Origin of the sequence: Streptomyces viridiviolaceus (assembly GCF_014650995.1) — a bacterium.
Taxonomy (GTDB): Bacteria; Actinomycetota; Actinomycetes; order Streptomycetales; family Streptomycetaceae; genus Streptomyces; species Streptomyces viridiviolaceus.
In genome coordinates, this window is record NZ_BMWA01000002.1 from 122018 (window position 1) to 135809 (window position 13792).

At 73.1% G+C, this 13792-nt stretch carries 12 protein-coding genes; 6 read left to right on the forward strand and 6 right to left on the reverse strand.

The window, feature by feature from the left end:
• Nucleotides 1-12: 12 nt before the first annotated feature.
• The 4 genes from IE260_RS02650 to IE260_RS02665 are packed head-to-tail and all read left to right on the forward strand — an operon-like array spanning nucleotide 13 to nucleotide 5391.
• Nucleotides 13-1149: a leucine-rich repeat domain-containing protein gene (locus tag IE260_RS02650; RefSeq protein ID WP_189868802.1), complete on the forward strand. Its 1137-nt coding sequence runs from the start codon at nucleotides 13-15 to the stop codon at nucleotides 1147-1149.
• The gene (locus IE260_RS02655; protein ID WP_189868803.1) at nucleotides 1146-2993 is read left to right on the forward strand and encodes an ankyrin repeat domain-containing protein; all 1848 of its coding nucleotides are present in this window, start codon (nucleotides 1146-1148) and stop codon (nucleotides 2991-2993) included. Before IE260_RS02650 ends, IE260_RS02655 begins: the two co-directional genes overlap by 4 nt.
• The gene (locus tag IE260_RS02660) at nucleotides 2990-4195 is read left to right on the forward strand and encodes an AAA family ATPase (RefSeq protein WP_189868804.1); all 1206 of its coding nucleotides are present in this window, start codon (nucleotides 2990-2992) and stop codon (nucleotides 4193-4195) included. The genes IE260_RS02655 and IE260_RS02660 overlap by 4 nt, the downstream gene beginning before the upstream one ends.
• Nucleotides 4196-4206: 11 nt before the next feature.
• Complete coding sequence (locus IE260_RS02665) at nucleotides 4207-5391, forward strand: vWA domain-containing protein (protein WP_189868805.1); 1185 nt, start codon at nucleotides 4207-4209, stop codon at nucleotides 5389-5391.
• An 82-nt stretch (nucleotides 5392-5473) separates the two neighbouring features.
• Here the strand turns inward: IE260_RS02665 and IE260_RS02670 are convergent, their stop codons facing one another.
• The 3 genes from IE260_RS02670 to IE260_RS02680 all read right to left on the reverse strand — a co-directional run bounded on the left by IE260_RS02670 (nucleotide 5474) and on the right by IE260_RS02680 (nucleotide 7716).
• On the reverse strand, nucleotides 5474-6490 hold the full coding sequence (locus IE260_RS02670) for an EcsC family protein (RefSeq protein ID WP_189868806.1): 1017 nt from the start codon (nucleotides 6488-6490) through the stop codon (nucleotides 5474-5476).
• Between the two features lie 132 nt (nucleotides 6491-6622).
• Nucleotides 6623-6817, reverse strand: a complete 195-nt coding sequence (locus IE260_RS02675) for a hypothetical protein (RefSeq protein ID WP_189868807.1) — start codon at nucleotides 6815-6817, stop codon at nucleotides 6623-6625.
• A 95-nt stretch (nucleotides 6818-6912) separates the two neighbouring features.
• On the reverse strand, nucleotides 6913-7716 hold the full coding sequence (locus IE260_RS02680) for a VOC family protein (RefSeq protein ID WP_189868808.1): 804 nt from the start codon (nucleotides 7714-7716) through the stop codon (nucleotides 6913-6915).
• Between the two features lie 297 nt (nucleotides 7717-8013).
• Here IE260_RS02680 and IE260_RS02685 point away from each other — a divergent pair, with 297 nt between their 5' ends.
• On the forward strand, nucleotides 8014-8865 hold the full coding sequence (locus tag IE260_RS02685) for a sulfurtransferase (RefSeq protein WP_189868809.1): 852 nt from the start codon (nucleotides 8014-8016) through the stop codon (nucleotides 8863-8865).
• A 71-nt stretch (nucleotides 8866-8936) separates the two neighbouring features.
• On the opposite strand, the gene sepH is transcribed toward IE260_RS02685, so the two are convergent.
• Nucleotides 8937-9986 (reverse strand): septation protein SepH, encoded by a 1050-nt coding sequence (sepH, locus tag IE260_RS02690; RefSeq protein ID WP_189868810.1) that lies wholly within the window; start codon nucleotides 9984-9986, stop codon nucleotides 8937-8939.
• 472 nt (nucleotides 9987-10458) lie between these two features.
• Here sepH and IE260_RS02695 point away from each other — a divergent pair, with 472 nt between their 5' ends.
• The gene (locus tag IE260_RS02695; protein ID WP_189868811.1) at nucleotides 10459-11313 is read left to right on the forward strand and encodes a hypothetical protein; all 855 of its coding nucleotides are present in this window, start codon (nucleotides 10459-10461) and stop codon (nucleotides 11311-11313) included.
• On the opposite strand, the gene IE260_RS02700 is transcribed toward IE260_RS02695, so the two are convergent.
• Both IE260_RS02700 and IE260_RS02705 read right to left on the reverse strand, forming a co-directional pair.
• Nucleotides 11237-12556, reverse strand: a complete 1320-nt coding sequence (locus IE260_RS02700) for a D-arabinono-1,4-lactone oxidase (protein WP_189868812.1) — start codon at nucleotides 12554-12556, stop codon at nucleotides 11237-11239. The genes IE260_RS02695 and IE260_RS02700 overlap by 77 nt on opposite strands.
• A complete protein-coding gene (locus IE260_RS02705) occupies nucleotides 12516-13754 on the reverse strand; it encodes an MFS transporter (protein WP_189868813.1) in 1239 nt (412 codons plus the stop codon). The genes IE260_RS02700 and IE260_RS02705 overlap by 41 nt, the downstream gene beginning before the upstream one ends.
• Between the last annotated feature and the right edge of the window lie 38 nt (nucleotides 13755-13792).

The window sequence follows — 13792 nt, forward strand, 5'->3', positions numbered from 1 at the left end:
GGTGGAGTGGTGATGACGCAGCCGACACCCGTGCGCTGCCCGGCGATCGAGCACCCGGACATCCCGATGAGCGATCCCTCCGGGCTGGATCCGCTGCTGGCCCGGCTGAGGTCGCCCCGAGCGGTGGAGAGCGACGAGACGTTCCCGCTCGGCACCGTGCGCGCGGACGGCCGTATCGACCTGTGCAAGCAAGGCCTCGGCGCGGCCGGTGCCACTCGTCTGATGCCCGTCGCCGCCGCCTCGCCGCACGCCCGGCACATCCTCCTCGGTACCAACGCCATCGGCGACGAAGGAGTGTCCACGGTCGCTCGGGCGCTCGTCGACGGCCACGGCCTGCACACGCTCTACCTCGGCTGCAACCGCATCGGTCCGGAAGGCGTCGCCGTGCTCGCCGACGCGCTCTCGGCCGACGACACCGTCCGCGCCCTGTGGCTCAAGCGCAACCCGGCGGGCGACGACGGTGCCGTGGCGCTGGCCGCGATGCTCCGCCGCAACACCACGCTGCGCACCCTCGACCTGGTCAACACCGGTGTCACCACCGAGGGTCTGCGCGCCCTGCTCGACGCCCTCACCGGCCGCCCGCGCCCCGTGGAACGCCTCTTCCTCGGAGGGAACGGCCTGACCGCCGACGCCGCCGGACTGCTGGGGGCGCTGATCCGGGAGGCGGGCGTGCGCGAGCTGTACCTGCCCGCCAACCACCTCGGCGACGAGGGGGCCGCCGTCCTCGCGGCAGCCGCCGTCGACTCCGGGCGGCCGGTACGCCTCGGCCTCGGCGGCAACGGAATCGGCCCCGCGGGAGCGCACGCCCTCGCCGACGCCCTGGGCGCCATCGAGGCGCTCGACCTGGGGCGGCCGATGTCGGAGCGGAGCCTCGGCGCCCCCGCCAACGCCACCGGAGACGAAGGCGCCCGCGCCCTGGCCGCCGCCCTCGTCGGCAGCCCTCTGCGCCGGCTGGAGCTGTGCCACACCGGGCTCACCGGGCGAGGCGCGAAGTCCCTGCTGGCGGCGGTGCCGGACGACTCACCGCTGGAGTACGTGGGTCTGGGACCGGGACTGCCCCGGAAGGTGAAGCGGTCCTTCACCCAGCGTCTGCGGCCCACGGCCGGGGCCCACCCCGACCTGCGCGCGATAGGAAGTGTCTACCGTTGAGCCGTCGCCCCGAATCCCCATGCTTCTCCCTGGAGGAAGCGGCGAGCCGACGGCGGATCCGCCGCTACGCGGTGCCCCGGCGGATGATCGAGCGCGCGACCGAACGCCGTACGGCCGGTGACTGGCGGGGAGCGTGCGCGGCGGCCGGCGTGGACGTCGACCTCGACCTGTCCGAGATCGCCGAGCACTGCGGCCACGCCGTCGCCGCGGCGCTCGAGGACGACCTTCGCCACCTCGCCCCGGACCTGGTGCGCTGGCACCTGCCCCGGGTGCTGGGCGGGCGGACCACCCTCGACACCGACCGGACCGTGGTCCTCGCCCGCTACCGGCCGGTGCAGGCGGGCGAACGCCCCCGCTCCACGCCGTACCTGCACCTCACCACGCCCGCGATGCTGGAGGGCCCGCAGCGGATCACCCTGCGGTTCCGTACCGTCGCGGACGAGAAGGCCGCCGGCGTCTTCGGAAGCCCGACCGAGGACTGGCGGTACGCCCGGCACCTGTGGGACGCGCGGCACACCGCCGAACTGCGCGAGCGGTGCGGCGCCACCGAACGGCCCCCCTTCTTCCACTCCGACGGCCGCCCCCGTCGTACGGGCGAACTGCCCACGGCCGATCCCGGCCCCGGCGACGCGCCGGCCCGGGCCGAGTGGGTCACCCTGCTGCATCAGAAGGGCGAGGTCGAGGCGGCCTTCACCGCGGCCGGGATCGAAGTCGACCTGACACCCCCGGCCGGCGGCCCCGGCTGGTACCGGGTCGATCCGAAGATCCTCCTCGGCAGGCTCGCCCTCGACCACACCCGCCTGGAGGGGGAGGTCCGCCGGCTGAAGGACGAGGGCGTCGGCGACCGCTTCCTCGTCGTCGGCGACTGGCGCACCCGCCTCCTGCTGGAGCCGACGGCCCCCGGCAGCCGCGCCGGACTACGGGCAAGGGCCGTCGGCCGCGAGGAGACCGAGGGCGTGCCCTTCCTGGCCGAAGCGCTCTGGCGCAGGCTCCCCGACCTCGACCTGATGCGCGTCGGCGGAGTCGAGCCGGAACACCTGCACCCACTGGTTCGCGAGGCACTGTTCCCCGCCCTCCGGGTCACCGACGGGACCGTCGGACCGCCGGGCCCCGCCGACCCCGCACCCGTGCGGGTGCGATGCCGCGGCGAGTGGCACGAGGTGGGCTTCCGCCCGGACGGTCTGCTCCGTATGCCGCACAGCGACGAGGAGCAGCAGCGCGAGCGGGCCCTGCGCGCGTTCGGCGGCGCCGTCGCCGGGTGCTTCGCCGTCGAGCAGACCTGGGCGTCGGGCAGCGGCCGGCTGCCGAAGGCACTCCGCGCCCAGCGCCGGGACCTGTTCCTGCGCGCCCAGCACGGCGACACCCACGGTGTGCTCCAGCTCCTGGACGCGGGCCTGGACCCCCGGGTCCGCGACGCCTCCGGACGCTCGCTGCTCCACGTACTGCATCTGCTCGACCACGAACCGCTGCTGCCCCGGCTGCTCGCGGCGGGGCTCGACCTGGAGGCCCGGGACCAGCGGGACCGCACACCGCTGTTCGTCGCGGTCAACGACGGTGGCTCCAGGGCCCTCGTGGAGGCACTCCTCGCCGTCGGTGCCCGGATCGACGTGGAAGACCAGTCGGAGATGTCGCTGGCCCAGATCATCCGCCGCTACAAGCGTTCCGACCTGTCCTTCCTCCGGGAGCGCGTACGAGAGGAACACCCGGGCCTCGGCGCCGACTGGTGGGACGAGTGGATGGACCGCGAGGAGCAGGACGACGCGGACGACCACGAGCCCGACGAGCCCGGCGAGTACGGCGAGCCCGATGAGCCCGGCGAGTACAGCAAGGAACCGCCCTTTTGAACACCGACCCCACCCCCCGTACTGCCCCCGGCCCCCTGGCCGCCGCGGACGACCTCGTCGGCAGGCTGCGCACACGGCGGACCGAACCCGCGGCCAACCCGCAACTGGAGGCCCTCGCACTGGCCGTGACGGCCAATCAGCCCGTCCTGCTGTGGGGCGAACCGGGCATCGGCAAGTCGGCCGGCCTGGAGCAGCTCGCCGCAGGACTCGGCCTCCCGCTGGAGACGGTCATCGCCAGCGTGCACGAGCCGTCGGACTTCGCGGGGTTGCCGATCGTCGGGGACGACCCCGCCGTGACCGGTGTGCCGATGGCACCGCCGGACTGGGCGGTCCGGCTCACCCGCGCCGGACAGGGCCTGCTCTTCTTCGACGAACTGTCCTCCGCGCCCCCGGCCGTACAGGCGGCACTGCTGCGTGTCGTCCTCGAGCGCCGGGTCGGCAGCCTCGTCCTGCCCGACGCGGTGCGCATCGTCGCAGCCGCCAACCCGCCGTCGAGCGCCGCGGACGGATGGCACCTCAGCCCGCCGCTCGCCAACCGTTTCGTGCACCTCGACTGGACCCATGACCCGGCCACGGTCGCGCGCGGCATGGCCGGCACCTGGCCGGAGGTGGCCATTCCGGCGGTCGATCCGGCCAAGGTGCCCGGTGCCGTCGCGCGGGCCCGCGGCGCCGTCTCCGGTTTCCTCACGGCCCGCCCGGGCCTGGTCCACCACATACCCGCCGACGCCGAGAGCCGGGGCCGGTCCTGGCCGTCCCCGCGCACCTGGGAGATGGCGCTGCGGCTGCTCGCGACGGGATACGCGACCGGAGCCGGACGCGAGGCCACGGCCGCCGCGCTCACCGGTGCCGTCGGGGACGGCGCGGGCATCGAACTGCTGTCGTACCTGGAACACCTCGATCTGCCCGACCCCGAGCGGGTCCTCGCCGACCCCGACGCGTTCGCCCTGCCCGAGCGCGGCGACCGGCAGCTGGCCTTCCTCATCGCGGTCGTCGCCGCCATCCAGAGCGATCTCACCCGGCCCCGCTGGGAGGCCGGCTGGGCGGTCCTGGCCAAGGCCGTGGACGCGGGCGTACCGGACGTGGCCGCCCGGGCCGCCACCGACCTCGCGTCGATGCGCCGGCTCGACTGGCCCGTACCTGCGGGCATCGACGGGTTCCTGGACCTGCTGCAGATGTCCGGGGCCCTGCCCGGCAGCCGTTGAGGCCCACGGGCATGACGAAACCCGGCAGCGGCCTGGACACGACCAAACTGCTCGCCGCCCGCTACCGCGCGGCGAACGACCGCCCCTATCTGGCGTCGGCCCTGTACGCCCTCACCGTCGTGGCGAGCCACGAGGTGCCGACGATGGGTGTGGACCGGCACTGGCGCTGCTACGTGTCCCCCGCCTTCGTCGACGCGACGCCCGTGGAGGAACTCGCGGGCGTCTGGATCCACGAGGTGGCGCACCTGCTGCGCGACCACCACGGCCGCGCCGGCCGGCTCGCCGCCGCCGACCAGCGCGACCGGTACCGCGTCAACGTCGCCCAGGACTGCGAGATCAACGACGACCTCCTCGCCGACGGCCTGCGTCTGCCCGCCGGACGCGTCGAACCCCGCCTCTTCGGCCTGCCCGACGGGCAGCTGTTCGAGGCGTACCTGGACGGCCTGCCCCCGCACGTACGGGGACACGACTGCGGATCGGGCGCCCACGGCCGCCCGGCGCCCTGGGAACTCCCCGGATCCGCCGGCCCCGCCGCGCTCGGTGACGTCGAGGCCCAGGCACTGCGCCGGCACACCGCCGAGGCGATGCGCGCCCACCAGCGCTCCCGCGGCACCCTGCCCGCAGGCTGGCGGCGCTGGGCCGAGCACGTCCTGGAACCCACGGTGGACTGGCGGCAGGCGCTGTCCGGCGCGGTCCGGGAAGCCGCCGCGTGGGCCGGCGGCGCCATCGACTACACCTACCGCCGCCCGTCGCGCCGCACCCCGGCACTGCGCGGCGTCGCCCTCCCCAGCCTGCGTCGCCCGCTGCCCCGGGTGGCCGTCGTCGTCGACACCTCGGGCTCGATGGGCGACGAGCAACTCGCCGCCGCCCTGGGGGAGGTCACGGGTGTCCTGCGCGAGGTCGGCGTACGGGGCAACCGCGTCACCGTCCTCGCCTGCGACGCCGACGTGCGCGCCGTGTCCCGGGTGACGGCCACCGAGCAGATCACCCTTGGCGGCGGAGGCGGCACGGACATGCGCGTCGGCATCGAGGCCGCCCTCGCGGCACGCGACCGCCCCTCCATCGTCATCGTCCTCACCGACGGCTTCACCCCCTGGCCCGCCGAAACCCCGTCCTGCCGCCTCATCGCCGCCCTGATCGGCCCCGACGCGCCGCAGCCCCCGAGCTGGGTGGAGACGGTACGCGTCCCTGTCTGACGGCCGTCGCGGACGACGCGGGTGGTCTGGGCAGGCTCGTGAAGTGGGGGCCGCAGAGGCCGCGTCGTGGGCCCGGCGGCCCTCACTCACGTGGCGTCGGTCCGGGGGCGTCGTCCCAGTCGGTCGTCAGTGCGGCCGGCAGCGGCAGCCCGTACTTGTCGCACAGGAACCGGGTCTGGCAGTACCGCTGAGCGTCGGCGGCCACCCGCCCGAGGACCGCGGAGTTCATGCCGGCACCGATGAGGACACCCACGAACGGCACGACCTTGGCGACGTTCTTGACCGGCACCCTGGCGCCGGCCGGCCCCAGCTGCTGCATCAACTTCTCGAGGGCGGCGAGGAGACGGTGGTCCTGGCGGAGCTTCTGTGACCAGTTGACGCGTCCCTTGACCGCGTCCGCCGCCCGTGCGACGTCCCGCAACGGCTTGGCTTTGGCAGCCTGTGCCATGAAGGACTGCTGTACCAGGCGTTGGATGAAGTCCTGCTCCTTGGGGTCCTTGGCGTCGTAGCCGTAGGAGTACGCGATGCGCGCCGCTATCGACGTGCTCAGGACCTGGACGACGAGGATGTCCGCTGTCATCGCGGCGGGGATACCGGCGACGGGGACCATGGCCAGCAGGCCCATGGCGCCGCCTTCGAATGCGCCGGTGGTCCGCCACTTGAGGGTGTTGCGGGTCAGCAGCCGGTCGCAGACCTGGAGATCCTGCTCCCGCAGTTCGGTGAAACTGTCGATGTCGAAGCCTCGTTTGCGGGCGAGCTTCTCGACGTTCTTCGGATCGTTGAGATCCATGGCCCAGTCGTTGACCAGCTCGAGCAACGCCGCCGCGCCTGCGAGCGCCGGTCGCATGGCCGTGTCGGCGACCGCGTCGCCCGCGCGACGGACCGGTTCCGCGACCGCCTCCGGCACGGCGTCCTTGACCCGTCTCACGGCGTTTCCCGCGACCTCACCGGTGCGACCGAGCGCGGCACTCGCCCAGTTCGGCAGCCCACGGCGGTTGTTGCGCCGCTGCCAGTGCTCGTCGAGCGTGTCCCACACCTGCTGCTCGTACGCGCTCATCGGGGGCGCACCGTCGACGAGTGGGTCGGCGTAAGCGCTCATCGAGGTTCTCCATTTCAACTGTGATCGCTGGGTTCACGGTGCCTTCCCAGCCGATGGGTGGGTGAAGTACATCTTCCAGCGGCAAGTTCTGAAAAGGGGTGGGGATACGCTCATCCATGGTCGGTCGGCCGTTCAGCCGCCGAGGGTGAACACCGGTCCGCCCGCGCACAGTTCGTCCTCGGTCCCGGTGGGACCGCCGCGGTGGGAGACCTCTACCGCGTAGAACTTCGAGCCCGGCGTGATGCCGTCGACCGTGAACGGGAACTCACAGCCCAGCTCGAGTAGCCGTCCGTCCCGGAGTTCAGCTCCTCGGGCTCTCCGGCTCACCGGAGGGCCGGTGCCTTTTTGTCAGGGCGCCTTGTGCACCTCACGACAGGCCGTGAGCGTGGCGCGGCCCACGCACTCCGTGCCGATGCTGCGGGTCACCGCGGGCTCTGCAGCAGCGAGAACCGTGCCCCCTCCGGGTCGGCCACCATCGCCACCCGGCCGAGCACACTGTCCTGGGCCGGCTTGAGGACGTGACCGCCCAGGTCGACGAGGCGGTCCACGGCCTCGTCGGTGTCGGCCACCTCGAAGTACGTCATCCAGTGCGGCCCGCGGTCGCGGTGCAGGGCGTGGCCGACACCGTGGACGCCGGCGACGGGGCGGCCGCCGAGGTTCAGGGTCACGTAGTCGAAGTCGGCGGAGACCACCGGCTCCTGTTCGTAGCCGAACACCGTCGTGTAGAACTTGACGACGCTCGCCGACTCGAAGGTCATCAGCTCGTTCCACGCGGGCGTGCCCGGCACCCCCGTGACGGCCGTGCCGAGATGTGCCGCCGCCTGCCAGACGCCGAAGACGGCGCCCGAGGGGTCGGAACAGATGGCGAGGCGACCGGCCTCCTCCGCGTCCAGCGGGCCCACGCCGACGGTGCCCCCGCACGAACGCACCGCCTCGGCCGTCCGGTTCACGTCGTCCGAGGCCAGATACGGCGTCCAGGCGATCGGCAGCTGCCGGTCCGGGGGCAGTTGCCCGATGCCGGCCACCTCCCGCCCGTCGAGCAGGGCACGCGTGTAGGGGCCGAGCTGCTGCGGGCCGGGCCGGAACTCCCAGCCGAACAGTGCTCCGTAGAACTGCTGGGTGGCGGCCAGTCCGTGCACCATCAGACTCACCCAGCAGGGTGTGCCGGGCGCCTGCCGTGCGTTCCTGCCGCCGTGCCGGCCGGCCGACCCCCGTGCGTCGGTCATCGTCACTCTCTTCTCGGCCCCTCGCGGGGGACCGTTTCCGCTTCCGCTCCGACGAACCCCCGTGCCGATGCCGGCACCGCCCGGTGCCGCGCCCTCCCGGCTCACCCGGAGGGCGGTCCGGTTGTCCGGAGAATTCCTGATGCGCGAATTCCTGTCCGTCTCCGCGCGACGGCTGCCGGGTGCCGATCGGCTGTACAGCATGTGGCCGATCCCGTACGCCTCGTGATCGGTACTGCCCGGCGGGCAGAGTAGCCCGACCTGGACGAGTCGGCCACCCGGTGCGCAAGGATGGTGGCCATGAACGCCATCATCTCCGCATCCGAACTCGCGAGCGACCTGACGGGCGCGAACCCGTCGGTCCTGCTCGACGTCCGCTGGCAGCTGAGCATGGCGAAGGCCGCCGGCGCGCCCCCGTTCGACGGCCGCGCCGAGTACGCGGCCGGGCACATCCCCGGCGCCGTCTTCGTCGACCTGGACAGGGAACTCGCGTCCGCGCCCGGCGAGGGCGGCAGGCATCCGCTGCCGGACGTGGCGGAGTTCGGGGCCGCGATGCGCCGGGCGGGCGTGTCGTCCGGCCGCCCGGTCGTCGTGTACGACGGCGGGCAGGGCTGGGCTGCCGCCCGCGCCTGGTGGCTCCTGCGCTGGACGGGTCACCCGGACGTGCGAGTCCTCGACGGCGGACTGGCCCGCTGGGAGGGGCCGCTGTCGACGGAGGTCCCCACGCCGGCACCCGGCGACTTCGCGCCGGCGCCGGGCGCGGTGGGGCTCCTGGACGCGGACGCGGCCGCCGCGCTGGCCCGGTCCGGGGTGCTGCTCGACGCCCGGGCGGGGGAACGGTACCGGGGCGAGGTCGAGCCGATCGACCCGGTCGGCGGGCACATCCCGGGCGCCCTGTCGGCACCGACGACGGACAACGTGGCGCCGGACGGCCGGTTCCTGCCCGCCGAGGAACTCCACGCCCGCTTCAAGGCGCTGGGCGCCGCCGACGGCACCGAGGTCGGCGTGTACTGCGGCTCGGGCGTCTCCGCGGCGCACGAGGTGCTGGCGCTCGCGGTGGCGGGCATTCCGGCCGCGCTGTACGTCGGGTCCTGGTCGGAGTGGTCGTCGGACCCGCAGCGGCCCGTCGCCGTGGGGCCGGACCCCCGGTAGCCCGGCGGGGACGGGACAGGGCCGCGCCCTTGCGGGTGCGGCCCTGCTCTTCGTACGGGCGGCGGCCCGGTCTACTCCTGCTTCTTCCGCCGGGTGCCGAACACGATCTCGTCCCAGCTCGGCACCGCCGCGCGGCGGCCCGGACGGACCCCGTCGGCCTCGGCCTGGCGGTCGGTGGCGCCGACCAGACGGTCGCGGTGGCTGCCCACGGAGCGCGGCATGAGGACGTCGGCGTAGGCGGAACCGGCCGACGCCGCGGGCGCCGGGGGCTCCTCCGCCACGGGCTCCTCCTCGTCGGGCTCCTCCGGCGTCTCCGAGGGGCGCTCGGGGACCACCAGGTCGCCCCGGAAGCTCGGCACCGCCTCCAGCAGGCTCGTCAGTGAGTCCCGCTCGCGCTCGCCCGTGCTCTCCTCGGCCGGCTCGGCGGCCTGGGCGGGCAGGCTCGGCCGCTCCCGGTGCTCGCGGTCGAGGGACCGGTCCAGCGGCCGGTCGCGCGGCAGCCGTGCGATGCGCGGGACGAACGGGAAGCTGGGCTCGGGCGCGGCGAGGTCGTCGGACTCGCCGATCAGCGCGCGCGCCTCGTCGTCGACGGCCTGGACGAGCCGCCGGGGCGGGTCGTACGTCCAGCTCGCCGAGTGCGGTTCGCCCGCCACCCGGTAGACCAGCAGGACTTCCCACGTGCCGTCGTCGCGGCGCCAGGAGTCCCACTGGACGGTGTCCTTCTCGGCGCCGCGCAGCAGCAGCCGCTCCTGTACGGCCTCACCGAGGGGCGGGCCGGAGTTCTCGCCGGGGCGGCGGACGGGGGTCTTGCGGGCCCGCTCCGCCATGAAGGCGCGCTCGGCCAGCACCGGACCCTCGAAGCGGCGTACTCGATCGACGGGAATGCCCGCCATCTGGGCGACCTCTTCCGCGGTCGCACCGGCCCTTATGCGCGCCTGGATGTCGCGGGGGCGGAGATGGCTCTCCACCTCGATCTCGATCTGGCCGAGGCGGGGACGGTCGCCGCGCACGGCGGCGCGGAGCCGTTCGTCAATCGGAAGCGTGTACTCCGTGCTGTCCGCAGCCTTCAGCACCAGCCGTGTGCCGTCATTCGAGACGGCCACGACACGCAGTTCGGGCATGGGGACCTCCCGGGTGGTGCCTGCCGACGTCACGTGCGTCGCTGCTTCCGCTCTGTCGAGTGTGGCCTGCCCGGGTGCAGCCTGCCACAACCTTGCCGAGTTGCCCGGCGTGTCGGGCACGGGCCCTGGATCGCCGTTATGGCACGGTTACCTGTTCGCAACGCTAAGTGACCAACTCCGTCACCCTGTGCACCTAGCCCCCTCCCGGCGGTCCTTCAAGGTCCTGAACCCCCTGTCGGGAGACCGGACCCAGGGCTCGCAACAGTACTCCATTCGGGCCACGTGCGTGGATTGGCACGCCGTCCAACTTCTGGCAAGAGGGGGTACTCGGTCGCCCGTGGCGTGATTCCCGCGATCTCGGGCGTGGCGTACTTCACGCAATCACCAGAAACGGAACTAAAGGTTTCGTTCGCACGTCCCCTTCTCGTGCAGTTGATCGATCGCGTACGGGAAAGACAGGCAAGGACCGGGAATGCGTGAAAGGCCCGATGTCGTCGGCGAGACGGACGTGCGGATGGAGGTGGAGACGGAGCGCAGGCGGATCGACCTGAGCGTGCCCCAGGTGGCGGGCAGCGCCCTGGCGGCCGTGATCGCCGCCAAACTCGCCTCGTCCTTCGGCGTCTACGGCACGATTCTCGGCGCCGGCCTGGTCAGCGTCATCGCGACCTGCGGCGGCTCGCTCTTCCAGCACTTCTTCAAGCGGACCGGTGAGCAGATCCGCAACACCACGGCGGTGACCGCCAAGCGGGGCGGGGCGCAGGCCAGGACGCAGGTCACGGTCCAGGCGGTCCCGGCTCCCGGTGAGTTCACCGAGGGCACGGTCTACCGGGCCCGGGTCAAGAGCTGGAAGCGGCCGCTGGTCGCGGCGGCTTTGGTGTTCGGCGTCACGATGACCGGAATCACCGTGTACGAACTGGCCTCCGGCCACAGCATGAGCGGTGGCGGCAGTACGACCGTGGGCAACGCCTTCTCGGGCGGCGGATCGTCCTCGGGCTCGAAGGACGCCGAAGACCCGGGAGACACCGGTGAGTCCGGGGACCCGGGGAGCTCCGAGGAGTCCGGGGAGCCCGGTTCCGGCGGTGACGCGCCGACGACCGCGCCGTCCGGTTCCGGCGCGGAGACCGGTGGCGCCGCGCCGTCGGGCAGCGCGTCGCCGGACGGCGGGAGCACGCCGAGCCCGACGCCCAGCGCGGGGGCGACGGAGGACGAGGGCTCCGGCGATGCCACGAGCCCGGCTCCCGACGCCTCGGCTACGCCCCCAGAACCCTCCGCAAGTAGTCGTTCTGGAACAGGCGATCCGGGTCAAGGCGGTCCCGCAGCGCCGTGAACTCGGTGAAACGCGGATACACCCGGGAGAGGTACTCGGCGTCCCGGGTGTGCACCTTGCCCCAGTGCGGCCGGCCCTCGTGCGCGGTGAAGATGCGCTCGGCGGCGGTGAAGTACGCCCGATAGGGCGTGCCCTGGAACATGTGGACGGCGATGTACGCGCTGTCGCGGCCGGAGGCGGTGGACAGCGTGATGTCGTCGGCCGGCGCGGTGCGCACCTCGACCGGGAAGCTGATCCGCAGCGGCGACCGGTCGATCATCGCCTTCAGCTCGCGCAGCGTCTCGACGACGGCCTCGCGCGGAACGGCGTACTCCATCTCCACGAAGCGCACCCGGCGTGGAGACGTGAAGACCTTGTAGGCGGTGTCGGTGTAGGTCCGCGCCGACAGTGCCTTGCTGGAGATCTGGGCGATCGCCGGGACGGTGGCCGGCACCGCGCGGCCGACCCAGTTGGCCACCTGGAAGACGCCGTTGGAGAGGAACTCGTCCTCGAACCAGCCCTGGAGCCGGCCCACCGGCTTCTCCGGGCCCGCGCTGCGGTTGTTGCGCTTGGTGTTGGTCCTGCCGGTGTGCGGGAACCAGTAGAACTCGAAGTGCTCGTTCTCGGCCCACAGTTCGTCGAAGTCGGCGAGGACCTTCGCGAACGGCATCGGCTCCTCACGGGCCGTGAGCAGGAAGAGCGGCTCCACGGCGAACGTGATCGCGGTGACGACGCCGAGGGCGCCGAGACCGATCCGGGCGGCGGCGAAGACCTCCGGGTTCTCCTTCTCGGAGCAGCTGAGGACCGAGCCGTCGGCCGTGACCAGTTCCAGGCCCCGGATCTGCGCGGCGATCGACGCCGAGTCCCGGCCGGTGCCGTGCGTGCCGGTGCTGGTGGCTCCGGAGACCGTCTGCTCCATGATGTCGCCCATGTTGGTCAGCGACAGCCCCTCACGGGCGAGAGCCACGTTGAGCCTCTTGAGGGGTGTCCCGGCCTCGACGGTCACCGTCATGGCGTCGCGGTCGATGTGGCGTATACCGGTCAGCAGGTGAGGGCGTATCAGCACGCCGTCCGTGGCGGCTATGGAGGTGAAGGAGTGGCCGGTGCCGACGGCCTTGACCCGCAGCCCTTCCTCGGCGGCCCCGCGCACCGCCTCGGCCAGCTCGTCGACGGAGGCGGGGGCGACCTCCCGCAGGGGGTGCGCCGAGACGTTGCCGCCCCAGTTACGCCACGTGCCGTTCTTTCCGCTCGCTGTGCTGCTCAACGGTCCCTCCCCGACGCGGAGCCGGCCGCTTGAGCCGGCGGTACCCGAGGAAACCGACCGCGACCGCGACGGCACCGGCCACCGCCGGAACCCCGTACCCCGCGCGTGCCCCGGCCTCGTCGATCACCCAGCCGCCCGCGGAGGAGCCGAGCGCGACCCCCACCGCAAGCCCGGTGCTCACCCAGGTCATGCCCTCGGTCAGCTGCGCGCGCGGTACGTGCTCTTCGATGAGGGACATGGTCGTGATCATCGTGGGAGCGATGGACAGACCCGCAACGAACAGCGCCACGGCCAGAAACGGCAGGTTTCCGACCAGTAGGAGGGGGATCATACTCACGGCCATCGCACAGACGCCCAGCAGCCAGCGGCGTTCCGGCGCCCCCGCGAAGCGCATCAGTCCGAACACCATGCCCGCCACGCAGGAGCCGGCCGCGTACACGGCCAGGACCAGACTGGCGGCCGCCTTGTGCCCCTCCTCGTCGGCGAAGGCCACGGTGACCACGTCGACCGCCCCGAAGATCGCCCCGGTCGCCACGAACGTGGCCACCAGGACCTGCAGTCCGGGAGAGCTCAGCGCGCTGCCGCCGCCGTGCTTCTCGCGCGGGTGCGGCTCGGGCTCGGTGGCACGCTGCGCGGTGAGCCAGAAGACGCCGATCGCCAGGAAGCAGGCGGCCAGCAGCGGGCCGGCCTCCGGGAACCAGGCCGTGGACAGGCCGATGGAGATGATCGGCCCGAAGATGAAGCAGACCTCGTCCACCACGGACTCGAAGGAGTACGCGGTGTGCAGCTGCGGGGTGCCCCGGTACAGGGCCGCCCAGCGGGCCCGGACCATCGCGCCGACGCTCGGCACGCAGCCGATGCCGACGCAGGCCACGAACAGCACCCAGTCCGGCCAGCCGTAGTGCGCGGCCGGCAGCAGCACGGCCGCGGCCGTGAGCGACACCAGCGTCGCCGGGCGCAGCACCCGCCGCTGCCCGTACCGGTCCACCAGGCGCGAGACCTGCGGTCCCGCCACGGCGGCGGCGAGCGCGATGGTGGCCGAGAGGGCACCGGCCAGCCCGTACCGCCCGGTCAGCTGGGAGATCATCGTCACCACGCCGATGCCCATCATCGACAGCGGCATCCGGCCGAGGAAGCCCGCGGTGGAAAAGCCCTTGGTGCCGGGTGCGGCGAACAGGGCGCGGTAGGGGCTGGGCAACGAGATCTCCGAAGCGGCTCAGTAAGGTGCGAACGCAG